Annotated in this window: 20 protein-coding genes; 11 read left to right on the top strand and 9 right to left on the bottom strand. The window is 72.6% G+C overall.

What is annotated here, in order from left to right:
- Nucleotides 1-21: 21 nt before the first annotated feature.
- The 3 genes from G3576_RS11805 (at nt 22) to G3576_RS32565 (ending at nt 4342) form a co-directional block, all read left to right on the top strand.
- A complete protein-coding gene (locus G3576_RS11805) occupies nt 22-990 on the top strand; it encodes a Bug family tripartite tricarboxylate transporter substrate binding protein (protein WP_164694605.1) in 969 nt (322 codons plus the stop codon).
- A gap of 8 nt (nt 991-998) precedes the next feature.
- Nucleotides 999-1961: a Bug family tripartite tricarboxylate transporter substrate binding protein gene (locus tag G3576_RS11800; RefSeq protein ID WP_164694604.1), complete on the top strand. Its 963-nt coding sequence runs from the start codon at nt 999-1001 to the stop codon at nt 1959-1961.
- A 251-nt stretch (nt 1962-2212) separates the two neighbouring features.
- Nucleotides 2213-4342, top strand: coding sequence for a hybrid sensor histidine kinase/response regulator (locus tag G3576_RS32565; protein WP_164694603.1), 2130 nt, complete (start codon nt 2213-2215; stop codon nt 4340-4342).
- Nucleotides 4343-4503: 161 nt separating this feature from the next.
- Here G3576_RS32565 and G3576_RS11790 read toward each other — a convergent pair whose 3' ends face one another.
- The 6 genes from G3576_RS11790 to G3576_RS11765 form a co-directional block, all read right to left on the bottom strand.
- Nucleotides 4504-5148, bottom strand: coding sequence for an ankyrin repeat domain-containing protein (locus G3576_RS11790; RefSeq protein ID WP_164694602.1), 645 nt, complete (start codon nt 5146-5148; stop codon nt 4504-4506).
- 44 nt (nt 5149-5192) lie between these two features.
- The gene (locus G3576_RS11785) at nt 5193-5549 is read right to left on the bottom strand and encodes a hypothetical protein (RefSeq protein ID WP_164694601.1); all 357 of its coding nucleotides are present in this window, start codon (nt 5547-5549) and stop codon (nt 5193-5195) included.
- 31 nt (nt 5550-5580) lie between these two features.
- On the bottom strand, nt 5581-7734 hold the full coding sequence (locus G3576_RS11780; protein WP_164694600.1) for a hypothetical protein: 2154 nt from the start codon (nt 7732-7734) through the stop codon (nt 5581-5583).
- A gap of 178 nt (nt 7735-7912) precedes the next feature.
- Nucleotides 7913-10648, bottom strand: coding sequence for a DUF4159 domain-containing protein (locus tag G3576_RS11775; protein WP_207622782.1), 2736 nt, complete (start codon nt 10646-10648; stop codon nt 7913-7915).
- A 106-nt stretch (nt 10649-10754) separates the two neighbouring features.
- Nucleotides 10755-11636: a DUF58 domain-containing protein gene (locus G3576_RS11770; RefSeq protein WP_164694599.1), complete on the bottom strand. Its 882-nt coding sequence runs from the start codon at nt 11634-11636 to the stop codon at nt 10755-10757.
- Complete coding sequence (locus G3576_RS11765; protein ID WP_164694598.1) at nt 11629-12633, bottom strand: AAA family ATPase; 1005 nt, start codon at nt 12631-12633, stop codon at nt 11629-11631. The genes G3576_RS11770 and G3576_RS11765 overlap by 8 nt, the downstream gene beginning before the upstream one ends.
- Nucleotides 12634-12905: 272 nt before the next feature.
- On the opposite strand from G3576_RS11765, the gene G3576_RS11760 reads away from it, so the two are divergent.
- The 6 genes from G3576_RS11760 (at nt 12906) to G3576_RS32560 (ending at nt 18604) form a co-directional block, all read left to right on the top strand.
- Nucleotides 12906-13511: a DUF1285 domain-containing protein gene (locus G3576_RS11760; protein ID WP_235951829.1), complete on the top strand. Its 606-nt coding sequence runs from the start codon at nt 12906-12908 to the stop codon at nt 13509-13511.
- Nucleotides 13508-14149, top strand: coding sequence for a CoA pyrophosphatase (locus tag G3576_RS11755; protein ID WP_164694597.1), 642 nt, complete (start codon nt 13508-13510; stop codon nt 14147-14149). Before G3576_RS11760 ends, G3576_RS11755 begins: the two co-directional genes overlap by 4 nt.
- Before the next feature lie 393 nt (nt 14150-14542).
- Complete coding sequence (locus G3576_RS11750) at nt 14543-14800, top strand: hypothetical protein (protein ID WP_164694596.1); 258 nt, start codon at nt 14543-14545, stop codon at nt 14798-14800.
- On the top strand, nt 14797-16053 hold the full coding sequence (locus tag G3576_RS11745; RefSeq protein ID WP_164694595.1) for a CCA tRNA nucleotidyltransferase: 1257 nt from the start codon (nt 14797-14799) through the stop codon (nt 16051-16053). The genes G3576_RS11750 and G3576_RS11745 overlap by 4 nt, the downstream gene beginning before the upstream one ends.
- Nucleotides 16054-16166: 113 nt before the next feature.
- Nucleotides 16167-17921, top strand: a complete 1755-nt coding sequence (locus G3576_RS11740; RefSeq protein ID WP_164694594.1) for an ABC transporter ATP-binding protein — start codon at nt 16167-16169, stop codon at nt 17919-17921.
- Nucleotides 17918-18604: a CatB-related O-acetyltransferase gene (locus tag G3576_RS32560; protein ID WP_164694593.1), complete on the top strand. Its 687-nt coding sequence runs from the start codon at nt 17918-17920 to the stop codon at nt 18602-18604. Before G3576_RS11740 ends, G3576_RS32560 begins: the two co-directional genes overlap by 4 nt.
- Before the next feature lie 94 nt (nt 18605-18698).
- On the opposite strand, the gene pal is transcribed toward G3576_RS32560, so the two are convergent.
- Nucleotides 18699-19232: a peptidoglycan-associated lipoprotein Pal gene (pal, locus tag G3576_RS11730; protein WP_164694592.1), complete on the bottom strand. Its 534-nt coding sequence runs from the start codon at nt 19230-19232 to the stop codon at nt 18699-18701.
- A gap of 135 nt (nt 19233-19367) precedes the next feature.
- Nucleotides 19368-20030, bottom strand: coding sequence for a tyrosine-protein phosphatase (locus G3576_RS11725; protein ID WP_407926113.1), 663 nt, complete (start codon nt 20028-20030; stop codon nt 19368-19370).
- 118 nt (nt 20031-20148) lie between these two features.
- Between G3576_RS11725 and G3576_RS11720 the strand changes: the two genes are divergently transcribed.
- Nucleotides 20149-20346 (top strand): hypothetical protein, encoded by a 198-nt coding sequence (locus G3576_RS11720; RefSeq protein ID WP_164694590.1) that lies wholly within the window; start codon nt 20149-20151, stop codon nt 20344-20346.
- Nucleotides 20347-20797: 451 nt separating this feature from the next.
- On the top strand, nt 20798-21817 hold the full coding sequence (locus G3576_RS11715) for an ABC transporter substrate-binding protein (RefSeq protein ID WP_164694589.1): 1020 nt from the start codon (nt 20798-20800) through the stop codon (nt 21815-21817).
- Between the two features lie 77 nt (nt 21818-21894).
- Here the strand turns inward: G3576_RS11715 and G3576_RS11710 are convergent, their stop codons facing one another.
- Nucleotides 21895-23424, bottom strand: coding sequence for a tripartite tricarboxylate transporter permease (locus G3576_RS11710; RefSeq protein ID WP_164694588.1), 1530 nt, complete (start codon nt 23422-23424; stop codon nt 21895-21897).

Here is a 23424-nt window from a genome sequence, read left to right as displayed (position 1 = left end):
GCGGCGGGAAGGGGAACGACCATGACCATCCGCATCACGCGCCGCCTCGCGCTGGCGGCGCTCGCCGCGCCTGCCTTCGTGCGGGTCGCCGCCGCGCAGCCCGCGCGCAGCACCCGCATCGTCGTCCCCTATCCCCCGGGCGGCACCACGGACCTGACCGCCCGGCTCATCGCGCCACGCGCCGCCGAGCTGCTGGGCCAGAACTGGGTGATCGAGAACCGCTCCGGCGCCAATGGTGCCGTGGGGGCGGAGACGGTGGCCCGCAGCCCGGCCGATGGCGCGACCCTGCTCTATTCGAACGAGGTGCTGACCGTGCTGCCCTTCGTGCAGCGCAACGTGCCCTTCGACCTGCAGGCGGATTTCACGCCGATCGCGCGCACCGTCTCCATCCCCTATGTCATCGTGGGTGGGCAGGGGCTGGCGCCGCGCAGCCTCGATCAGCTGCTCACGGCCATCCGGTCCAAGCCCGATGACTTCTCCTTCGCCGGCTCCTCGCTGGGCTCGGTCGGCCAGCTGGCCACGGCGGCGATCTGGCAGAAGCTCAACGTCACCACGACCTTCGTCAGCTATCGCGGCACGGGCCCCGCGATGAACGACCTCGTCTCCGGCGCCGTCAGCCTCTTCATCGCCCCGCTCGGTCCCTCCATGCCGCTGATCCGGGACGGGCGGCTGCGGGCCTATGGCGTGTTGTCGGCCCAGCGGCAGCGCGTGCTGCCGGATGTGCCGACTATGGTGGAAGCCGGCTTCGCCGACCTGGTGCTGGATGGCTGGACGGGCATCTGGGGCCCGAAGGGCCTGCCCGCGGAGATGGTTGCCCGGGTCAATGCCCAGGTGAACCAGGCGGCGATGGAGCCGGCGGTGAATGCCCGCATGGCCGATCTCGGCCTGACCCCGGTGGCCGAACCGGCCGAAGCCTTCGCCCGCTACATCGCCGCCGAGATCCCGCGCAACCAGGCCCTTGTCGCCGCCGCCCGCATCCAGCCGGAATGAGCCTCGCCATGCTCCGCCGCCACCTGCCCGCCCTCGGCCTGCTCGCCCTGCCCGGCATTGCCCGCGCCCAGGCGACCTGGCCCGACCGCCCCATCCGCGTCATCGTCCCCTTTGGCGCCGGCGGTCCCACCGATGTGGTGGCACGCCTGCTGGCCGAGCCCGTCGGCGCGGCGCTCGGCCAGCCCCTGGTGATCGAGAATCGCCCCGGCGCGGGCGGCAACCTCGGCTCGCGCGCCGTCGCCCAGTCGGCGCCGGATGGCTACACCCTTGCGCTCAACGCCTCCTCGCCGCTCGTCATCAACCAGTTCCTATACCGGGACCTGGGCTATGATCCCGCCACCGCCTTCGCCCCCGTCAGCATGCTGACCACCGGGCCGCTGCTGGTCGTCACCAACCCACGCCTGCCCTTCGCCAGCATCGGCGACCTGGTGGCGGAGGCGAAGCGCCGCCCCGGCGCGCTGAACTACGCGACGGCCGGCAACGGCACCGTCCCGCACCTGGCCACCGAGATGTTCCTGCGGGCCGCCGGCATCCAGATGACCAACGTCACCTATCGCCAGACGCCCGATGCGACCCAATCCGTCATGCGCGGCGACACCGCCGTCTTCTTCGACAGCCCGCAATCCATCCAGCATGTGCGCGCCGGCACGCTGAAGGCGCTGGCCGTGACCACACCGCGCCGCTTCGGCGCCTTCCCGGAGGTGCCAACCATGGCAGAATCCGGCGGCCCCGCCATCAGCGTGGAGGCGTGGTATGGCCTCCTGGCCCCCGCTGGCACACCCGCTGCCATCATCGCCCGGCTGCATGACGTCTTCGCCGCGGCGCTCAAGCGCCCGGAAGTCGCCAGCCGGATCGCGACGCTCGGCTTCGAGACGGTGGGCAACAGCCCCGCCGAGTTCGGCCGTTTCCTGGCGGCGGAGCCGGCGAAATGGCGGGACGTGATCCGGGCCGCGGAAGTCCGGCTGGAGTAGAGGCGGCCGCCTCGTCGGGAGGGGTGACGGCGATGTGATGCGGGGCTTGCCGACCGCCGAGTTGCGCAACACACTTTATTTCAATCGCTGGTCGCGCCGGGAAAATTGCGTTTCATTTACGAATTACGCGCACAAGTAGCGCATTGGGGTGACGGCGCTCGGCTTGGTGGTATATTCTTCGGCAGGGTGGGGTGCCTGGGGCGCCGATGGAGCCCCAGCCACCAGCCCTTAGCCGAAGGTGCCCGTCCCGCGTGTCAGATGCCGCTACGCCCTCCGGTGCCGGCAATGCCGGAGGATCCCGCTTCTCCCGTCAATTCCTGGCGCGGCTGACGGTCCTGGCGCCTTTTCTGGCGCTTCTCCCGCTCGCGGGCTTCGGCCTGATGCTGCTGATCGCCTTGCAGGCAGAGCGGAGCGCGGACCGGCGGGCGGATCTGCAGCGCGCCGCCACCGCCCTGGCCGCTTCCGTCGAATCGGAACTCCGCGGCGGCATCCGGGTGCTGGAGGCGCTGGCAGGCTCCCCCCGGCTCGCGGCCGGCGACATGGCCGCCTTCAGGGCGGAGGCGCAGCGCGTCATGGCGCGCGATGCCACCTGGTTCACGATCGAGCTGACGGATGGCGAAAGGCAGCTGTTGAACCTGCGCTATCCCGCGGAAGCGGCACTGCCGCCCGTGCGGGACCCGACCTCGGTCGCCGCCGTGCTGCGCAGCGGTCGGGCCATGCCGAGTGGCCTGGTCGAAGGCTTCGTGGCGCTGCGCGTCCCGGTGCGGGTGGATGGCGCGGTGCGCTACTCCCTGATGGCAGCGCTGGAGGCCTCCACCTACGCCCGCGTGCTGGATCGCGCGCCCCTGCCGCGCGGCTGGTCGGCGCTGCTGATGGATGCGGAGGGCCGCCTGATCGCCCGCGCGGCGGCCGGCGCCGCGGCGCCGGAGGATCTCCGCCCGGCGCTGGAGCAACCCCGCCAGTTGGCTGAGCTGCGGAGCCTGACCGCCTATGCCCTGCCGGTCGGCGATTCGCGCTGGACCCTGGTGATGGCCGCCACGCCCGACGATTTCGCCACGAGGGCGGTGGGCTGGCTGGTGCTGGCCGCCGGCGCCGCTGCCGTGATCGCCGGGATCGGTGTCGCCGCCCGCATCGCCTCCCGCCACCGGGGCCAGGAAGCGCTTCGCCATCGCAACCAGGCGGAGGCCCTGGCCCGTGCCGCGGAGCATGACCGCCGACGCACCGATATGCTGGCCACCGTGAGCCATGAGCTGCGCGCGCCGCTGACCGGGCTGCTTGGCTATACCGACCTGCTGGCCAAGGCGGATCTGCCGGCCACCGCGCGCGCCTGGGTGGAACAGCAGCGCCGCGCCGGCCAGGCGCTGCTGGCGCTGATCGGCGACGTGCTGGATTTCGCCCGGCTGGATGAGGGCGCCGTCGAGCTCGAGGACGCGGATATCGAGATCGCGCAGCTGCTGGAGGATTGCGCGGGGCTGATGCGCAGCGTCGCCCAGCAGAAGGGGCTGGGGCTCCGCGTCGCCATCGATCCCGGCCTGCCGCGCTGGATGCGGGGCGACCCGATGCGGCTGCGCCAGGTCGCGACCAACCTGATCAGCAACGCCATCAAGTTCACGGAGAAGGGGGAGATCGTCATCTCCGCCCGTCTCACGGCGCGGCCGGAGCGGATCGAGGTCTCCGTCATCGACACCGGCATCGGCATCGCGCCCGAAGCCCTGCCCCGCATCTTCGACCGTTTCCGCCAGGAAGCCGCCACCACCGCGCGACGCTTCGGCGGAAGCGGGCTCGGCCTCGCCATCTGCCGCCGCCTGGTGGAGGCGATGGGCGGCGCGATCGGCGCCGAGAGCCGGCAGGGCCAGGGCAGCCGCTTCACCTTCTGGGTGCCCTTCCGCCCGGGCGCCGCGCCGCTGGCCTCGACGCGCCCCGGTGCCGCGCTGCGCATCCTGGTGGCGGAGGACGTGGCCGCGAGCCGCCTGCTGCTGACGGCAGTGCTGGAACGCGCCGGCCATGTGGTGACGGCCGCGGAGGACGGCCCGCGCGCGCTCGCCGCCCTGCACGGTGCCGCCTTCGACCTGGCGGTGCTGGACCTGCACATGCCGGGGCTCGATGGCTTCGGCGTGGCGGCCGCGCTGCGCACCCTGCCGGGCGAACAGGGGCGTGTGCCGCTGATCGCGCTGACCGCCGAACAGCCGGAGGAGGTCGAGCCGGCCTGCCGGAATGCCGGCTTCGATGCCGTGCTGCGCAAGCCCTTCGAGACGCGGCGGCTGCTCGGCCTGATCGACGCGCTGCGCGGCAGGACCAGCGATGCCGAGGGGCGTGCGGTGCCGCGCGGCGGCGAGGCGGCGGAACTCCGCCGCGGGGTTCCGTCAGCCGGGAACGATTGATCTCGATTTGCAGAAATGCTGACGCATTTCCGCCCTCGAACGCCGGCGCGGCCATCCGGCCGCTTGGCTTCGCCGCATAAGCGGCGGGCCGCATTCGCGGCCTCGGCTGACAGTGTCGGCCGCAGGTCACGACATGTGCGCGGCGGTATGAGCGGCTGGCGTCAGCGCCGTGGGGTGCGGCGAGCGGGGGTGGCCTCGGCCGGCGGCACGGCGCCGGCGGGACGGCCGGCATCGAAGCCGAGGAAGCCGATCTCGGGCTGTGGCGCCCCACCATTGCCGGCCCAGAGCGTGGCGGAGCGCGGCTGCGCCACCGCCGCCGCGGCGGCCGGGGGCGTGTTGAGCGGCGCGGTGGGACGGACGGGGCGCGGCGGCGCCGGTGGGGCGGCGCTGGCACGGCCCGCGGCGGGTGCCGGTGCGGGGCTGCTGCCGCGGGAGACGTCGCGCGCCGAGAGCAGGTAGAAGGCGATGTCGTTCCGCCCCTGGTCCACCGCCGTATCCAGCGCCGTCAGGCCGAGCGCGTTGCGCGCTTCCACATCGGCCCCGCGTGCCACGGCATCGCGTGCCGCGGCGATGTCGCCGCGCGCGACGGCGTCGAACAAGGCCGCGTTCGGCGAGAGGCTGACCGACGGATCGCCCGGGATCGGCGCCACCGGGCGCCGTGCCGCCAGGCCTGGCAGGGCAGGCGCGGGCGCCTGGGTCTGCGGCGCCCGCTGCGGCGCGCGCGGCATTTCCTGCGCCCCTGCCGGGAGGCCGGCGAGCAGGGCGGCGGGGATCAGCAGGGCGGGCAGGCGGGGGATGCGTCGCATGGCGGGCAACCTACGCATTTACCGCCGCGCGAGGAAGGGTCCGGTCACCGGCAGCCCTCGCCCCGCGTCGAAAAGCCCTGCACCCGCCCATCCTGCAATTCGAAGGTGATGTCGCAGCCCACCACGACATAGCCAGGCGGCTGCGGCCAGTAGCCGTAGCGGGGCCCGAAGCGGCCGTAGTAGGGCACTGGCGGTGGCGCCGCGACGGCCTGGGTGCGGCGCTGCTCGAATTGCAGGAAGCGCCGACCCTCCGCCTCATGGGTCCGGGTCGGCACGCCGAGCGCCGCCACCAGGTCGGCCTCCCCCTGGCCCATGAAGACCGAGAGGCGCTGTTGCAGCGTCGGCCCCTGCGCGCAGGCACCGAGCAGGAGAAGGGCTCCGAGGGCGGCGGTCCGGGTCATGCCCGGGATGTAGGGCGTCGCCCCCGGAACGTCACCGCCCCTCTCGCCGCCAGGCCACCAGCGCCAGGCCCAGCACCAGCGGCAAGGCCAGCCAGGGTGGCAGCAGGGGCAGGGCGGTGATGCCCGTCACGGTGTGGTCGGCGTTGCGGCGCAGCCCGATCCAGCCCGGGCCGGGGCTGGCGCCGCCATGCTGGTCCCGCCCCAGCGCCACGCGGCGGAGTTCGGGCACCAGCGGCACGGCATCGGCGCCGAGCCAGCGCACCGCGCCGCCCGTCGCCTCCGCCAGGGGGCGCAGCCGTGCCTCCTCCGCACGGAGATCGGCGATCTCCATCGGGTTCGGCGCCTCGGCGGCCGCGAAGGCGGTGCGGCGGCCATCGGCGGCCTGCCAGACGCCGGCCTGCACGGCGGGCATCTCCACCACGGCACGGCCACCCCCGCGCGCCTCCGCCTGCTGGCGGGTGACGGTGCCATCGGGGGCGGTGATGGTGATCTCGGGTGGCGGGCCGGCTTCGAGGCTGCGGCGGACGATCGTCAGGTGGCCCTGGTCGATCCGCGCCGTCAGGTCCTCCTCCTCCAGCTCCGGCTCCTTCATCGTCCAATGGGCGATGCGGCGCAGCAGTTCCTGCTGCGGCCCGCCGCCATCATGGCCGCGGGACCAGAGCCAGATGTGGTCCGACAGCATCAGGGCGACGCGCCCCTCGCCGACGCGGTCCAGCACCATCAGCGGCGTGCCGTTCGGGCCTTCCATCACGGTGCTGCCGGCGCGCGCATCGGCCCGCATGGCGCGGTACCAGCGGCCCCAGGTGGCATCCGCCAAGGCGGGGCCCAGGACATTGGCGCCGGGCAGGCCCTCCGTCACCGGATGCCGGGCGCCGGTCTCCGTCACCATCGGCCGGAAGGGCTGTTCGAGCAGCGCGGCCTGGGCGGCGCCGGCGCCGGTCGGCGGGCGCGCCGGCAGGATCTGGCCGAGCGGGGTGGAGGCGAGGCTCGTCGGCCCCGCGAATTCCGGCCCCACCGACATCAGCAGCGCGCCGCCGCCGCGGACGTAATCCGCGATGTTGCGGAGATAGACCGGCGGCAGCAGGCCGCGATTGGCGAAGCGGTCGAAGACGATCAGGTCGAATTCGCGGAGCTTGACCTGGAACAACTCCCGCACCGGGAAGGCGATCAGCGCCAGCTCATGCAGGGGCGTCAGGTCGTCCTTCTCCGGCGGGCGGAGAATCGTGAAGTGGACGAGGTCCACGTTCGGATCGGCCTTCAGCAGCCGCCGCCAGGTGCGCTGCCCCGCATGCGGCTCGCCTGACACCAGCAGCACCCGCAGCCGGTCCCGCACGCCATTGATGGAGACGACGGCGCGGTTGTTGATCTCGCTCACCTCGCCGGGGCGGGTCTCGGCGGTGATCTCGACCACCGTCGGCCCGCCGCGCTCGATCGGCACGGCGATGCGGTGTTCCCGCCCGACGGGGACGGATTCGACGCGGGGCGGCTGGCCGTCCCGCCGGATCGTCAGCCGCGCGGCGCCGCCGGGCGGGGCGCCCTGGTCCTCCACGACGACCCGCAGCTCGACCGGCCGGCCGACGATGCCGAAGCCCGGCGCCTCCACCACGCGGATGCGGCGGTCCACCTCCCCGGGCCTTCCGGGCAGCAGCAGATGGAAGGGCGCGTCGAGGGCGGGGGCGGCGGGCACGTCATGCACCTGGCCATCCGTCAGCGCCACCACGCCGGCGAGGCGCGCGCGCGGGATGTCGGCCAGGGCGCGCTCCATGGCGCTGAACAGCCGCGTGCCCTGGTTGCCGCCCTCCGGCACCTCCACGGTGCGAAGTTCGAGTTCGGGGAGGCGGCGCGCGCGCGCCTCGATCTGCTCCCGCGCCGCGGTGATCTGCGCCTCCCGCGGCCCCAGCACGGCACTGTCGCTGCGGTCCACGACCAGCAGCGCGATGTCGGGGCGCGTCTCCCGGGTCTCCTCCACCAGCCGCGGATTGGCCAGCGCCAGCACCAGGGCTGCGAAGGCCAGCGCGCGGAGCCAGATGCCGGGCGCCGGTGCCCAGGATGCCGCGCCCGCGCTGTTCCGCACCACCCGCAGCAGCCCCGGCAGCAGCGCCACCAGCGCCAGCGCCGCGAGCGCGGCCAGCAGCCACAGCGGGATGACGGGCGCGAAGTCGATGCCAGCCAGCGCCTGCTTCATCTGTTCATGCCCTCAAGCGCGTCGTGCCGCATGCACGCCAGCGGCGTGACGCGCCGGCTCCGCCGGCTTGGCTCGTCGTGCCGAAGGCACGCCAGCGGCGTGACGGACTTCCGGCGGGCCCCATTCGCGGCCTCGGTCGGCTTCGCCGCCCGCCAGCTTCGAGAATTTCCTACCGCCCTCAATTCCCGAGCCTTTCCAGGATGGCCGGCACATGGACCTGGTCGCCCTTGTAGTTGCCGGTCAGCGCGTACATCACGAGGTTGGTGCCGAAGCGGTAGGCGAGCGTCCGCTGCCGCGCGCCGCCGGGGATGACGGCATAGGGGTTGTTGCCCCGCGCATCGATCGCCCAGGCGGAGGCCCAGTCATGCCCGCCGATGATCACCGGGCTCACGCTGTCATTCGCCCGGTCCTGCTCCCGCGCCACCCAGACGCTGCCGCCGGTGAAGCGGCCCGGCAGGTCCTGCAGCAGGTAGAAGGCGCGCTTCAGCACATGGTCCTCCGGCACCGGCGCCAGGGGCGGCACGGAGAGATCCCTCGTGAGCCGCCGCAAAGCGGCGCGCGAACCCGGAGAAAAGCCCTCGCCCGATCCCTCGTCCCGCGTGTCGAACAGGATGATCCCGCCATTCCGCATGAAGCCGTTCAGCGCGGCCGCCGCGGCGGCGCTGGGCTGGGGCGCGTCGCCCAGCACGGGCCAGTAGAGCAGCGGAAAGAAGGCGAGGTCGTCCCGCCCCGGCGTCACCGGCAGCGGGTCCGCCAGCGCGGCGGCCGTGCGGCGGTTCACGAAGTCCGACAGCCCTACCAGCCCCGTGCGGCTGATCTCGTCCACCGCCGCGTCGCCGGTGACGACATAGCCGAGCCTGGTCGCCAGCGCGGCATTGCCGTCCTGTGCCAGGGCCGGCCCGGCCAGCAGGGCGCCGAGCATCACGGCGCCGGCCATGGCGCGCGTCCGGCCGCGCCCGACCAGGCCGCGCAGCAGCAGGCTCACGATCATGTCCACCACCAGCAGCAGCATGGCCGCCGCCAGCAGCCAGGGGCCGAGGTCGCGCTCCGCCGGCACGCCGCCGATCGTCGTCAGCGCGGTGCCGGCGGGGATGCCCGTGACCAGCCGCGGCGGGGCCACGCCCGCGCCGAGGTTCAGCGCGCGGCGATGCGCGGCCTCCCCGCCCGCGCCGCTGCCGTACCAGCCCGGGGGATGGCGGGGCGATGGGGCCTCGCTCTCGATCCGCGCGGGCGGGATGGGCTGCGCGCCGGGCTGGGGCGGGCCGAGGCGGCCGAAGCCGTCCAGCGTCTCGAAGGGCGGCAGGGGCGCCTCCCCATCCGCGCCGCCGACGCCGGCGGACAGGGCGACCAGGCGCTTCATCATCTCCACGAACAGCCCCGAGAGCGGCAGGTTGGACCATTCCGCATTGGCGGTGACGTGGAACATCACGATCCGCCCCGCGCCGCGATTGTCCCAGGTGACCAGCGGCGTGCCATCCGCCAGCCGCGCCCAGGTATGGCCGGTCAGCCGGGCGGAGGGCTCCGCCAGCACCTGGCGTTCGACGGTGACCTCAGGCGGCGGCATCAGCCCCTGGAAGGGCGAGCCCTCCGGGAAGGCGGCCAGCGTCTGAGGCCTTTCCCAGGACAGCGCGCCACCCAGCTGGCGTTCGCCCGCGCGAAGCGGCACCGGCATCAGCGTGTCCGGCGCCTCCGCCAGCCGCGGCCCGGCGAAGCGGACCAGCGTGCCGCCGGCCTCGATCCAGCGCGTCAGCTGGTCACGCTCCCGCCCCTCATTCACCGGGCGATCGGCCAGGACCAGCACGGAAAGCCGCCGCGCCAGCAGCGCCTCCACGCCGCCGCGCCGAAGCTCCGCATGCGGGGACAGCGCCCGGTCGAGGTAGAAGAGCTCCCCGATCAGCGGCACATCGGCGGCCGACTCCTCCCCGCCCGCGATCAGGCCGACGGGGCGGCGGCGGAAGCGCTCATCTAGCAGCACGGTGGCATTGGAGCCCGCGACGCCATCGAGGTCGAGCCGCACCACCTGGTTGCGGATCTCGAGCGGCAGCGGCATCGCGGCCTCGGCCTCCGTCGCGCCGGCCGGGATGCGCACCACGGCGCGGTCCAGCGTGCGGCCATCCCCGGTGCGGGCCAGCACCACCGCCTCCGATGGCACGGGCAGGGGCGTGGTGCGCACGGTCAGCACCAGGCGATCGGCCTCCCCCCTCGGGGGCGGCAGCAGGCGGGTGGGGCGGCCCTCGGACCGCGCCAGGGTCAGCGTGCCGCCGGCGGCCAGCGCCTCCGCCAGGGGCGCGAAGCCGGGCGCCTCGGCGGCGGCATGCTCCACGCCATCGGCGACATAGAAGGCGGCGAAGGGGCCGGCATGCTGGGCGCGCCAGGCGGCCAGGGCTTCCCGCGCCGCGCCTCGGTCCGGCGCCCAGGGCTTCGGCCGCAACGCGGCGAGGCGGGAGCGTAGCTCCTCCGCCGGCATCAGCCCGGTGATGCGGGGCGCGTCCGGCACGGCGGGTGGCGCGGTCAGCAGCAGCGCGGTGCGCCGCCCGGCGCGCGCCGCGGCATCCAGCACCGATTCGATGGAGGCCAGCCGGTCCGGCCAATCCGCCGCGGCCGCCCAGCCATCATCGATCGCGACCAGCAGCGGGCCCTGGCCGCCTTCCCCCGCCGTCGCATTCCAGACCGGCCGCGCGAGACCCACGATGATGAGCGCCGCCGCCGCCAGCCGCAGCGCCAGTAGCCACCAGGGGGTGCGGGAGGGGGTTTCCTCCGGCGCCGGCAGTTCCTGCAGCAGCCGCAGCGCCGGGAAGGATTGCCGCTTCGGCGCCGGCGGCGTGACGCGGAGCAGCCACCAGAGGATCGGCAGCAGCGCGAGGGCCGTCAGCAGCCAGGGCGCCGCGAAGGCGATGGGGCCGAGGGTCAGCATTCGGTGAGGGCCGTCCAGCAAGGGGGCGCTCCGGGGAAGGCGCTGCCTTCCCCGGGCCCCATCCGCCAGGGGCGTGACGCCCCTGGACCGTCATCAGTGAAGCGCCTCATTGCGGCGCCAGCGCCTGGTGCAGCGCCAGCAGCGCCGCTTCCGGCGGCTGGTCGGTGCGGTGGGTCGCGAAACTCCAGCCCGCCGCGGCGGCGACGGCGGCAAGCCCGGCGCGGTGGCGGGCGAGGCGCTCCACATAGACCTCCCGCACCGATTCGACGCGCGGCACCAGCGCGGCGGCAAGGCCCGCGGCCACTTCCTCGAACCGGATGCGCCCGGCATAGGGCAGCGTCTCCTCCGCCGGGTCGATCACCTGCAGCAGATGGCCGCGCACCCCCTGGGCGGAGAGGGCACCGAGCGCGCGGCGCGTCTCCTCCAGCCGCCCCCAGAAATCGCCGAACAGCACCGCGCGGGCGTGGCGGGCGATGCGCGGATCCTCCGGCGTGGGCGCCATGGCGCCGAGCGAATCGGCGATCTGCGGCAGGGCGCCGCGGCCGGCGAAGGGGCGGGGCAGGCCGAAGAGCCGCACGCGCTCCCCACCCCGCAGCAGCAGCGCGGCCAGCGCCAGCAGCAGCAAATCGGCGCGAAGCTGCTTGGGCGGCACCTCCGGCCCGCTGCGCCAAGCCATGCCGGCATCGGCGGCGCGCCACAGCGCCACCGTCTGCGCGGCCTCCCACTCCGTCTCCCGGATGAAGAGCCGGTCGGACTTGCCGGATTGCCGCCAGTCGATCCGGCTGGCCTGGTCGCCGGCGACATAGGGACGGAACTGCCAGAAGGCCTCGCCCGGCCCGGCGCGGCGACGGCCATGGATGCCGGGCATGACGGTCGCCGCCACCCGCTCCGCCTCCACCAGCAAAGGCGGCAGGCGGGCGCCGAGCTGTTCCGCCCAGGGGATCGTCAGCCGGGCGGCGGAGGGGGAGGAGGGGGGCGGGCTAGCCAAGCTGCGCCTTCAGCACATCGAGGACCTCCGACAGCTTCACCCCATCCGCCCGCGCCGAGAAGTTCAGCGCCATGCGGTGGCGCAGCACCGGCTCCGCCAGGGCGATCACGTCATCAACGCTGGGCGAGAGGCGGCCCTGCAGCACGGCGCGCGCCCGGGTTGCCAGCATCAGCGCCTGGGCGGCGCGGGGGCCGGGGCCATAGGCCAGGTTCTGGCGGATCTGCTCGATCTCCGTCGTCTCCGGCCTAGCGCTGCGCACCAGCCGCAGGATCGCATCCAGTACCTGTTCGCCGACCGGCAGGCGGCGGATCAGCAGCTGGGCGGCCGCCAGCTCCGCCCCGGTCATGGCGGGCACCGGCTTCGCTTCCTTGGCGCCGGTCGTGGCCAGCAGCATGGCGCGCTCGGCCGCCAGATCGGGGTAGCCGACATCGATTTCCAGCAGGAAGCGGTCGAGCTGCGCCTCCGGCAGGGGGTAGGTGCCCTCCTGCTCGATCGGGTTCTGCGTCGCCAGCACATGGAAGGGGGCGGGCAGGGGATGCACCTCCCCGGCGATCGCCACCTTGTGCTCCTGCATCGCCTGGAGAAGGGCGGATTGGGTGCGCGGGCTGGCGCGGTTGATCTCATCCGCCATCAGCAGCTGGCAGAAGATCGGCCCCTTGATGAAGCGGAAGTGGCGGCGCCCATGCGCATCCTCCTCCAGCACCTCCGACCCCAATATGTCCGACGGCATCAGGTCCGGTGTGAACTGCACCCGGCGGGCATCGAGGCCGAGCACCGTGCCCAGCGTCTCCACCAGCTTGGTCTTGCCGAGGCCGGGGACGCCGACCAGCAGCACATGGCCGCCGGAGAGAAGCGTGATGAGCGTGCGCTCCACCACCGTCTCCTGCCCGAAGATGACGCGCCCGACCCCTTCCCGCACGCGGGACAGGCGGTCGGCAAGGGATTCGGCCTCCCGGATGAGAGATTCCGCCTCCGCGGCGTCAACCACTTCCACCATGCGGGTCAGGCTCCCTATATGCGGTCCGTTCGATATGGGGTGAGTATCCACCTCGCCCATGCCCGGCGCCACATTGCTGTGCATCAAAGCGTCACGCTTCGATGTCCGGCGGCGCAGGGCCCGATCTGTGGTGTGGCTGGGGAGCCAGGGGCCGCAAGGCCCGGGAGTCACGGGGTGCGGAAGGTGTGATGAACGAAGCGCGACGTGACGGGACGTCCCCTGGGGCGCTGAATGGCGCGGCGGCTGAAGGCCGCGAGGCTCGGATGCCGGCGATGCCGCGCCTCAAGCAGACCTCGGCCGCGGAGCGGCCAAAGCAACACTGCGGCGATTTCTCCATGCGCATCGCCAAGGACGGGACCTGGTTCTACCGGGGCAGCCCGATCGGGCGGAAGGAGCTGGTCTGCCTTTTCGCCTCCGTCCTGAAGCGGGAGGAGGATGGCAGCTACTGGCTGGAAACCCCCGTCGAGCGCGGCCGGATCGAGGTGGATGACGCGCCCTTCGTGGCCGTCGAGATGTGGTGGCGCACCTGCGCCGACCCCTTCGCGCCGCTCGGCTCGCCCTCCGCGGAGCCGCGGCAATGCCTGACCTTCCGCACCAACCTCGATGAGATGGTGACCGCGGATGCGGAGCATCCCATTCGCGTGACCATCGACCCGGCCTCCCGCGAACCCCGCCCCTACATCACCGTCCGTCCGGGGCTGGAGGCGCGCATCAACCGCGCGGTGTTCTATGAGCTGGTGGCGCTCGCCCAGCCGGAGACGGTGGACGGCAAGGATGTGCTCGGCGTGTGGTCGGAAGGCGTCTTCTTCCCGATCGACGATGCCCCCACCGCCCAGCAGGACGACGAGGACGACACCTACGACCAGGCGGCGGAGTGAGCGCCGCCCCACAGCGGGCCCTCATTCCCGTCCCGAGCCTGCCGAGCCGGGAGGAGATCGCCGCCCGCCTCGCCGATCCCGTCGCGCTGGAGCGCGCCCGGGACAGCACCTTCGAGGAGCGGGACATCTTCGTCATCCGGCCCGACGGGCCGGTCGCCGCCGCGGTGCTGATCCCGATCGTCTGGCATGAGACGGGGCCGGGCATCCTGCTGACCTTGCGCTCCGACCGCCTCTCCTCCCATGCCGGCCAGGTGGCCTTCCCGGGCGGGCGGATCGAGCGGGGCGAGACGGCGGAGGCCGCGGCGCTGCGGGAGGCGGCGGAGGAGGTGGGGCTCGACCCGCGCCTGCCGGAGATCGTGGGGTCGCTGCCGGAACACCTGACCGGCACGGGCTACCGCGTCACGCCCGTGGTCGCCTTCCTCGACCCGCCGCTATCGCTGTCGCCGGAGCCGGGGGAGGTGCAGGCGATCTTCGAATTGCCGCTCGCCACCGTGCTGGACCCCGCCGCGCCCGCGCTGAAGTCGCGGGAGGTGCGCGGGAAGATGCGGGACTACTGGGTCTGGCCGCATGAGACGCAGCTGATCTGGGGCGCGACCGCCGCCATGCTGATGGGCCTGGCGCGGGTGTTGAGGGGGTAAGAGACCGCTTGAGAACACCGGCGGGTCGGTTTCGCTGGGCTTTTCCGCGCTGGGTGCGTCTCCGGACTAGCCGATGCTACCAGCATCGGCTGCGCCCGGCTCCTGCCCAGCACGAAAAATCCCTCGCGAACCCTCAGCCGCCGGCATTCTCAAACGGTCTCGAGGCCGGGCCCGCGGGTTGCGCCACGGGATGAAGCCGTTGGTCAGCACATGGGCGCGGGCCGTCGGCCATTGCGCGGCGGCGAGGCTGCGGGCGAGGGCAGGGGGCAAGGGCTTCTCGGGCATCGAGCGGCTTCCGGTTCGTTGCCGGGAGGCTAGGATCGGGGCGCGGGGCTGGTCGAAGAGACCCTTCCTCTCATCGCCATCGGCAATGCCTTGGGGAATCATCCGGCCATGATGGCGCTCGCCGATATCCTGCTGATGCTGCTGCCGCTCGGCCTCTTCCTGGCCTGGCGCCGGCTGCGGCCGCCCGCCTCGCCGGGGCCCTCGCCCGGGCTGGTGCTGGCGCTGGCGGTGGGCGCGGCGATCGGCATCGGGGCCGCGATCTGGTTCGGGACGGAAGGCGCGATGGGGCAGGGCGAGGCCTATGTGCCTGCCACCCTGGCGCCGGACGGGACGATCACGCCGGGCCATGGGGAGCCGCGGCGGTGATCGACGCGCCGCAGGATCGCATCCCGCCCCCCGCCTTCCTGGCGGAACCCGCCCCCGCCGCAGTGCTGGCCGCGCTGCCGGGCAGCCGGGCGGTCGGCGGTTGCGTGCGGGATGCGCTGGCCGGTGTCGCAGTGCACGACGTGGATGTGGCGGCGCCCCTGCCGCCGGAGGCCATCGCCGAACGGCTGAAATCGGCCGGGCTCAAGGTGTTCGAGACCGGCCTCCAGCACGGCACCGTCACCGCCGTGCTCGGGGGGCAGCCCGTGGAGGTCACGGCGCTGCGCCGCGATGTCGCCACCGATGGCCGCCATGCCGAGGTCGCCTGGACCACCGACTGGGCGGAGGACGCGGCCCGGCGGGACTTCACCATCAACGCCATGTCCTGCGATGCCGAGGGCCGGCTCTGGGACTATTTCGGCGGGCGGGCGGACCTCGCGGCCGGTCGCGTCCGTTTCGTGGGCGATGCCGCGACCAGGCTGGCGGAGGACTATCTCCGGGCGCTCCGCTTCTTCCGGTTCTGGGCCCGCTACGGGCGCGGGGCGCCGGATGCGGACGCCGTGGCGGCGATTCGCGGCGCGGTGGAGGGGCTGGCCCGGCGCATCGCGGTCGAGCGGATCTGGATGGAACTCAAGCGGCTGCTGGAGGCCGCGGACCCCGTGGGCGCGCTGCTTCTCATGGAGGAGACGGGCATCCGCGCCGCCGTGCTGCCGGAAGGCGCTGATCCCGCCACCCTCGCCGCCGGGATCGCGCGCGGGCTGCCGCGGGACCCGGTGCTGCGCCTCGCGGTGCTGGTGCCGGCGGGGGCGGCGGACCAGCGCCTGCCGTCGCGGCTGCGCTGGTCGCGGGAGGAAGCGGGCCAGTACGCGGCGGCGCGAGCGACCGGCCGGGTGACGGGTAGGCTGGATGAGGCCGCGCTGCGCCGCCTGCTGGCCGACCATCCGCCGGCGCGGCTGGTGGATGCCACCTGGGTGGCCGAATCGCGCGGCGAGGCAGGGGATTGGCCCGGGCTCCGCGCCCGACTCGGGGCCATGCAGGCACCGGTCTTCCCGCTGCGGGGGCAGGATGCGCTCGACCTCGGCCACAGGCCGGATGCGCGGATCGGGCTGGCGATGAAGGCGGTGCGAGCCTGGTGGATCGAGGGCGGCTGCGTCGCAGACCGGGCGGCCTGCCTGGCGCGCCTCGCCGCCCTGCTGGGGGTGTCCGGGGCGGCGGACGGGCCCGCCGCCCCGAAAGGGCAATCCGAGGGGTCCTGACTCCCCGCGGCTCACCGGAACGAATGGAGAACTAGCATCGGGCAGCCTGGGATGCAAGTCTTGACGGCGGGGCGAAGATGGCCCTCGGTCCCTGCTTGGACTACACGGCGCCCATGGCCCGCCCTGCCTTCGATGCCGCCTCCCTCCCGCTCGTCCGGCGCCTCTGGCGCAGCTACATCCGGCGCTATCCCGGCGGGGTGGCGATCGCCATCGCCTGCACGCTGGGCGTGGCGGGGACGACGGCGCTCTACCCGCTGATCATCCAGCAGGCCTTCAACCTCTTCGCGGAGGGCGATGCCCGCGTGGTCTGGGCGCTGCCGCCCGTCATCATCGCGGTCACGCTGGCCCGCGCGCTCACCATGTATGGCCAGGCGGTCGCCATGCAGAAGGTGGTGCTCGGCGTCATCACCGACCTGCAGCGGGACCTGTTCCGGGCGCTGACGCGGGCCGACCTGGCCGCGGTGGCGCGGGATGCGCCGGCCCGCCATGCCGCCCGCTTCACCACGGACGCCGCCCTGATCCGGGAGGCGCTGACCAAGGCCATCAGCGGCATCGCCGATATCCTGACCGTGGTGGGCCTCGTGGGCTCCATGCTCTGGATGGACTGGAAGATGGCCCTGCTGGCCTCCCTTCTCTATCCCGTCGCCATCGTGCCGATCCTGCGCATCGGCAAGCGCATCCGCCGCGCCTCCGCGGGGATGCAGGACCGGGTGGGGGAGACGTCGGCGCTGCTGGTGGAGAGCTTCGGCGCCGCCCGCGTGGTCCGCAGCTACCGGCTGGAGGCGCAGGAGGAGGCGCGCGCGGATGCCGCCTTCGCCAGGCTGCGGGACAGCCAGCTTGCCATCCAGCGGACACGCGCGCGCCTCGACCCGGTGCTGGAGGCCCTCGGCGGCTTCGCGGTGGCGCTGGTGCTGGGTTTCGTGGGCTGGCGGGTCTCGGAAGGGCTCGGCACGATCGGCGACTTCACGGGCTTCGTGGCCGCGCTGCTGATCGCGGCGCGGCCGGCGCGTGCGCTGGGCAGCCTGAACGCCGCGCTGCAGGAGGGGCTCGCCGGCCTGTCGCGCACCTTCGCCAGCGTCGATGAGCGGCCGCGCATCCTGGATGCCGCGACCGCGCAGCCTTTGCCGGCGGGCGAGGGGAGCGTGGCCTTCGAGGGGGTGGGCTTCGCCTATGAGGGCGTGCCGGATGCGGCGCTGCGGGGGCTTTCCTTCACCGCGGCGCCCGGGCGCACCGTGGCGCTGGTCGGGCCCTCAGGGGCCGGCAAATCCACCGCGCTGGCGCTGGTGCCGCGGCTCTATGAGGTGACGGAGGGCGCGATCCGCATCGATGGCGCCGATATCCGCGGCGTGACGCTGGAGAGCCTGCGCGACGCCATCGCCTATGTCGGCCAGGACGCCGTGCTGTTCGACGACACCGCCTTCGCCAACATCGCCTGCGGCCGGCCCGGCGCCACGCGGACCGAGGTTGAGGCGGCCGCGCGGGCGGCGGCGGCCCACGAATTCCTGGCGGCGCTGCCGCAGGGCTACGACACCGAACTCGGCACCGGCGGCAACCGGCTCTCGGGCGGGCAGCGGCAGCGCGTCTCCCTGGCCCGCGCGCTGCTGCGCAATCCCCGCGTCCTGCTGCTGGATGAGGCGACGAGTGCCCTCGATGCGGAGAACGAGGCGCTGGTGCAGCAGGCGCTGGAACGGCTGCGGGCGGGGCGCACGACGCTGGTCATCGCCCACCGCCTCTCCACCGTGCGGGACGCCGACCTCATCGTGGTGATGGAGGGCGGGCGCGCGGTGGAGCAGGGGACGCATGCCGAGTTGATGACGCAGGACGGGCTCTATGCGCGGCTGGTCCGCACCCAGGCCTTCGCGGCATGACCCGCACCCGCGCCGAGGCCGAGGCGCTGCCGGACCCGGATGCCATCCATCCCGTCGCCAACAAGCCGCGGGTGGTGTTCCTGAAGCCGCTGCTCGACAGCCTGCCGGAGATCCGCAACGTCGAAGTGGGCGCCTTCACCTATTACGATGACCCGCTCCACGCCCGGGACTTCTTCCGGCGCAACCTGCTCTACAATTTCGGCGCCTCGGGCGCGAAGCTGCGGATCGGGCGCTTCGGCGCCATCGCGACGGCCGCGCGCTTCATGTTCCCGGACGCGATGCATGCGATGGAGGGGCCCTCCACCTACCCCTTCGGCATCCTCGGCGGCGGCTTCCTCGGCGCGCTGCCCTTCGCGGACTACCCCTTCAAGCCCGGCCGGGACACCGTGATCGGCCATGACGTCTGGATCGGCATGGAGGCGCTGGTGATGCCCGGCGTGCGGATCGGCCATGGCGCGGTGGTGGGCGCCCGCGCCGTGGTGGGCAGCGACGTGCCGGACTACGCCGTGGTGGCGGGCAACCCGGCCCGGGTGATCCGGCGGCGCTACACGGAGGAGGAGGCGGCGCGCCTCGTGGCGCTGGCCTGGTGGGACTGGCCGGTGGCGCGGATCGCCCGCGCCATCCCGCTGCTGGTCAAGGGCGGCGTCGCGGCGCTCGAGGATTTCGCCGCGCGCCAGCCGTGACTTTTTAGTCACTAACCCCTTTTAGCCGATTATGCCGATTAGCCGTCTTTAGCACCGATTTTCGCGGGTTTTTCCCGATGATTCGGAAATAGGTCTAGCGAACGACCGTCACCGCGCGGCGGTTCTGCGCCCAGGCCGCCTGGTTGGAGCCGAGCTCCACCGGGCGGTCCTTGCCGTAGGAGATGGTCTGGATCCGCGTGCTGGCCACGCCATCCGCCACCAGCAGGTCCCGCGCCGCATTGGCGCGGCGCTGGCCGAGGGCGAGGTTGTATTCGCGGGTGCCGCGTTCGTCGGCATGGCCCTCGATCGTGACCTGCACCTGGCGGTAGCGGTTCAGCCACTCCGCCTGGCGGGAGAGGATGGGCCGCTGGTCGGCGCCCACCTGCACGGAATCGGTGGCGAAGAGGACGCGGTCCCCGATGCTGCCGGCCAACTCCTCCTGCGAGCCGGGGCGGAAATTGCCGCTGCCGAGCCCGCCCAGCGGCGAGGTGCCAATGCCGCCCGCGCCGCCCGGCCCGCCGGCGCCCGCCCCGCCACGGCCCGCCGCGGCCGCATCCGAATCGGCGCTGGAGGAGCAGGCGGCGAGGCCGAGGGCCAGGCCGATCACGGCGAGGGAGGCGAGCTTCATGGTGGGCAACTCCGCGTCATGTCGTTGGGCGTCTGATCCCCCAGGCCGGGGGCGGCATCAAGGGGTGGGGAGGGTCATTCCGCGGGGGTGCCGGAGAGGCAAGGACTATATTCCTTGCTCCGGCAGACCGCAAGCCTATTCGCGCTTCAGCACCCCATCCACCAGCCGGTCCGCCCAGGCCTTCGACCGGAACCGGGCACGGAGATCGGCCTCGTCGTAGTCCTCCCTCAGCCAGTCCAGGAAGGGCTTCGGGCCGTGGGCGGCCTGGTGGGTGGCGTAGTCCTGGAAGAAGGCGTCGAGGATCCCGGTGCGGCTGGCGGCGACGTGGCCGAAGCGCCAATGCAACTGGCCCAGCGCTTCGGCCACGGAATGGCCATTCAGGATAAGCCAGATGCCGGCGATCAGCCCGGTGCGGTCGGCGCCCGACTTGCAGTGGATCAGGAGGGGTTCCGGCAAGGTGGGCAGCAGATCGACCAGGCGCAGGATGCGGTCCTTGTGCGGCGCGCCGCGGCTCTCGAAGGGGGCATCGGCATGGATCAGGCCGAGCTCACCCGCCCGCGCCCTGCCGAGCGCGTCCGACCCGCAATCCTGCCGGTGGCCGCGCAGGTTCAGCACCGATTTCAGCCCGAACCGCCGCTGCGCCGCCGCCAGCTGCCAGGGGAGGGGATGGTTGGAGCGGTAGAGGCGGCCGCGCGAGACCTCCCCCCAGTTGCGCCAGGAGATGCGGAGGATCGCGTGATCCACGAGCAGGGAATTGAGCCAGGCGCGCTGCCGGCCGGCGGGGGAGGAGAGGTCCACGGCGCCGATATGGCGGGTTCGGCCGCCGAAGGCCAGGAGGGGCCCGCCCAGGAGACCCGCAATGAACGGCGATGCGCGAGGGGCGTTGGTTCGGGCGTCAAGCAAGGAGGACCAATCCATGTCGAACGCCAAGATCCCGCCCGTGCCGCCGGCCAACCAGAGCCCCGGCGGCGGCAACAACCCCGGCGGCAGCCCGCTGCCGCCGAACGAGGCGCAGGCCAACATCGATTCGAAGAACCGGAAGGTCGAGCAGCAGGGCCGGCAGGGCAACACGCACCAGAACACCCGGCACCAGGGCTACCAGCAGGATCGCTGAGGGCGGCGACGCGGAGGCAGCCGGATCCACGCCTGTCCGTCGATGGGGTTCTTCCTGCCCCATCCATCAGATGACATCGCTCGCATAGTGGGGAAGGCGCTGCCTTCCCCACGCCCCATCCGCCCAAAGGGACCAGGGGGGGGGAGACCCCCCTGGACCGTCATCAGTCTGATTTCGATCTCAAAAACCCGGCGGTCCAGGGTCCCCATGGACCCTGGCGAGGGGGTGAAGGGGGAGTGGAACTCCCCCTTCAGACCGCGGCACCGACCGGCCGGTGCTGCCTGTACGCGGTGACCCGTTTCTGGAAAGCTCCGACGGACGCTGGCGCAATGAGCGTGCGGCCGTGCATGGGCGACTGGTTCCTTCGGCGCGAAATGCCCCGGAGCCCGTTTCCCGGGCCGCCATGACGCCCTGGAGCAGCCGGGAACCAAGGGGAGGAAACGGCGTGACGATGCCGCATTGGCCAACAGGCCGCAGAAGGCTGTTCCAGCTTGCGCTGGCCGGCGGGATGGCCCTGCCCGCTGCCGCGCGAAGCCAGGCGCTGCGTCCCATCGAACTCATCACCTTCCCGGGCGGCTTCAACTGGCCGATCTGGGTCGCCATGGAGAAGGGGCACTTCGCCCGCCACGGCGTCGAGATCCGCCTGACACCGACACCGAACTCGACCTTCCAACTCACGAACCTCATCGGCGGCCGGTTCGACATGGCGGTGACCGCCATCGACAACGTCATCGCCTATGCCGAGGGCCATAACGACGCCGGGCTGCCGCCCGCCTCCGACCTCGTCGCGGTCATGGGCGGGGATAACGGCTTCCTGCGCCTGGTGACCGTGCCGGAGGTCACGAGCTTCGCCGATCTGCGCGGCCGGGAGCTTTCCGTGGATGCGCTGACGACCGGCTATGCCTTCGTGCTGCGCAAGCTCGTGGAACTCGGCGGGCTGCGGCAGGAGGAGGTCAGCTACGTCCGTGCCGGCGGCGTGATGCAGCGCTACCAGGCGTTGCTGGACAAGCGGCACGCCGGCACGCTGTTGATCTCGCCCTTCGAGGTGCAGGCGGAGGCGCAGGGGTTCCGCACCCTGGCCGACGGGGCGGGGATGCTCGGCGCCTATCAGGGCCTTGTCGGGGCAACGCGGCGAAGCTGGGCGCAGGCGCACCGGGCGGAGGTCATCGGCTATATCCGCGGCACCGTCGATGCGCTCGCCTGGCTGTATGATCCGGCCAACCGTGCGGAGGCCATTTCCCTGCTCCGTCGCAACGTGCCGGGCATGAGCGAGCAGGTGGCCGATGCCTCCTACCGCGTGCTGCTGCATGCGACGAACGGCTTCGAGCGCCGGGCGGCGATCGACGTCGCGGGCATCCGCACGGTCCTGGCGTTGCGGAGCCAGTTCGGGCCGCCCGGGACATCCCTGACCGACCCGATGAAATACATCGACCTGGGATACTATCGCGAAGCGGTCGGTGCTGGCCGTTAGGGCCTCTGCCGCCGGGCTCCGTTGCCCGGCGGCGTGATGGCGCGGTGGCAGGGGGACGGTGTCCCCCCGCGCCGGCGTCAGCGGTCCGGCGTTGCCGCCTGCACCACCATCGGCACCGGCTTCCGCGCCCCGCGGATCGTCACATAGATCGCGAAGAGCAGCAGCAGCGCCGTGACGGCGAGGAAGCTCGCGCTGATCGGCCGGTTGATGAAGACATCGAGGCTGCCGCGGGACAGCAGCATCGCGCGGCGGAGATGTTCTTCCATCAGCGGGCCCAGGATGAAGCCGAGGATGAGGGGCGCGGCCTCGAACTTCAGCAGCGTCATCGCGTAGCCCAGCACGCCGAAGGCCATCACCACCAGCACGTCGAAATAGCTGTTGTTGATGGTGAAGACGCCGATGCAGATGAACAGCAGGATCGCGGGATAGAGGATGGAATAGGGGATCCGCAGCATCCGCACCCACAGCCCGATCAGCGGGATGTTGAGGATGACCAGCATGATGTTGCCGATCCAGAAGCTGGCGATCAGGCCCCAGAACAGCTCCGGATATTCCGTCATCAGGCGGGGACCCGGCTGGATGCCCTGGATGATCAGGGCGCCGAGCATCAGCGCCATCACCGAGTCACCGGGGATGCCGAGCGTCAGCGTCGGGATGAAGGCCGTTTGGGCGGCGGCGTTGTTGGCGGATTCCGGGGCGGCGACACCCTCGATCGCGCCCTTGCCGAAGCGGGACGGGTCCTTCGCGATGCGCTTTTCCACGGCATAGGACATGAAGGAGGCGATGGTGCCGCCCGCGCCGGGCAGCGCGCCGAAGAAGGAGCCGACGCCGGTGCCGCGCAGCATGGGCTTCCAGCTGCGGCTCCATTCCTCCCGGTTCGGCAGCATGGAGCGCATGGTGATCTTCTGCGCCGCGACCTCCCCGCTGCGGATGCGGCCGATGCTGCCGATCACCTCCGCCACGCCGAAGATGCCCATGGCGACGGCCACCAGGCTGATGCCGTCGGAGAGGTAGGGGATGTCGAAGGTGAAGCGCTGCTGGCCGGTCTGCACATCGGTGCCGACCATGCCGAGGCAGAGGCCGAACAGCACCATGGCGATGCCCTTGGCGGGGGAGCCCTGCGCCAGCGTCGCCGCCGCGACCAGGCCGAGCAGCATCATGGCGAAGTAGTCCGCGGGGCCGAACAGGAGCGCGACCTCCGCCAGCTTCGGCGCGAACATGGTCAGGATGACGATGCCGAGGCTGGCGCCGACGAAGGAGGCGATGGTGGTGATGAACAGCGCGACGCCGGCGCGGCCCTTCTGCGACATCGGATAGCCATCGAGGCAGGCGACCGCGGCGGATGGCGTGCCGGGCAGGTTCAGCAGGATGGAGGCGGTGGAGCCGCCATAGCTGGCCCCGTAGTAGATGCCGGCGAGCATGATGATCGCCGTCGTCGCCGGCACGTGGAAGGTGAGCGGCAGCAGCATGGAGATGGTGGCCAGCGAGCCGATGCCCGGCAGCACGCCGATGAAGGTGCCGAGGAAGACGCCGAGGAAGCAGTAGAACAGGTTCTCGGGCGAGAAGGCCGTGGCGAAGCCAAAGCCCAGCATGGCGATGGTTTCCAT

It is taken from the genome of Falsiroseomonas algicola (assembly GCF_011040385.1).
GTDB classification, from domain to species: domain Bacteria; phylum Pseudomonadota; class Alphaproteobacteria; order Acetobacterales; family Acetobacteraceae; genus Falsiroseomonas; species Falsiroseomonas algicola.
This window is presented reverse-complemented; position numbering and strand designations above follow the sequence as displayed.

Excerpts from the sequence above, each read along its gene's own strand:
- G3576_RS11715 (WP_164694589.1), top strand. The coding sequence starts at position 20,798 with ATGCCGCATTGGCCAACAGGCCGCAGAAGGCTGTTCCAGCTTGCGCTG.
- G3576_RS11740 (WP_164694594.1), top strand. The coding sequence starts at position 16,167 with ATGGCCCGCCCTGCCTTCGATGCCGCCTCCCTCCCGCTCGTCCGGCGC.
- G3576_RS11710 (WP_164694588.1), bottom strand. The coding sequence starts at position 23,424 with ATGGAAACCATCGCCATGCTGGGCTTTGGCTTCGCCACGGCCTTCTCG.
- pal (WP_164694592.1), bottom strand. The coding sequence starts at position 19,232 with ATGAAGCTCGCCTCCCTCGCCGTGATCGGCCTGGCCCTCGGCCTCGCC.
- G3576_RS11775 (WP_207622782.1), bottom strand. The coding sequence starts at position 10,648 with ATGCTGACCCTCGGCCCCATCGCCTTCGCGGCGCCCTGGCTGCTGACG.
- G3576_RS11800 (WP_164694604.1), top strand. The coding sequence starts at position 999 with ATGCTCCGCCGCCACCTGCCCGCCCTCGGCCTGCTCGCCCTGCCCGGC.
- G3576_RS11750 (WP_164694596.1), top strand. The coding sequence starts at position 14,543 with ATGATGGCGCTCGCCGATATCCTGCTGATGCTGCTGCCGCTCGGCCTC.
- G3576_RS11720 (WP_164694590.1), top strand. The coding sequence starts at position 20,149 with ATGTCGAACGCCAAGATCCCGCCCGTGCCGCCGGCCAACCAGAGCCCC.
- G3576_RS11780 (WP_164694600.1), bottom strand. The coding sequence starts at position 7,734 with ATGAAGCAGGCGCTGGCTGGCATCGACTTCGCGCCCGTCATCCCGCTG.
- G3576_RS11760 (WP_235951829.1), top strand. The coding sequence starts at position 12,906 with ATGCCGCGCCTCAAGCAGACCTCGGCCGCGGAGCGGCCAAAGCAACAC.
- G3576_RS11785 (WP_164694601.1), bottom strand. The coding sequence starts at position 5,549 with ATGACCCGGACCGCCGCCCTCGGAGCCCTTCTCCTGCTCGGTGCCTGC.
- G3576_RS32560 (WP_164694593.1), top strand. The coding sequence starts at position 17,918 with ATGACCCGCACCCGCGCCGAGGCCGAGGCGCTGCCGGACCCGGATGCC.
- G3576_RS11805 (WP_164694605.1), top strand. The coding sequence starts at position 22 with ATGACCATCCGCATCACGCGCCGCCTCGCGCTGGCGGCGCTCGCCGCG.
- G3576_RS11790 (WP_164694602.1), bottom strand. The coding sequence starts at position 5,148 with ATGCGACGCATCCCCCGCCTGCCCGCCCTGCTGATCCCCGCCGCCCTG.
- G3576_RS11765 (WP_164694598.1), bottom strand. The coding sequence starts at position 12,633 with ATGGTGGAAGTGGTTGACGCCGCGGAGGCGGAATCTCTCATCCGGGAG.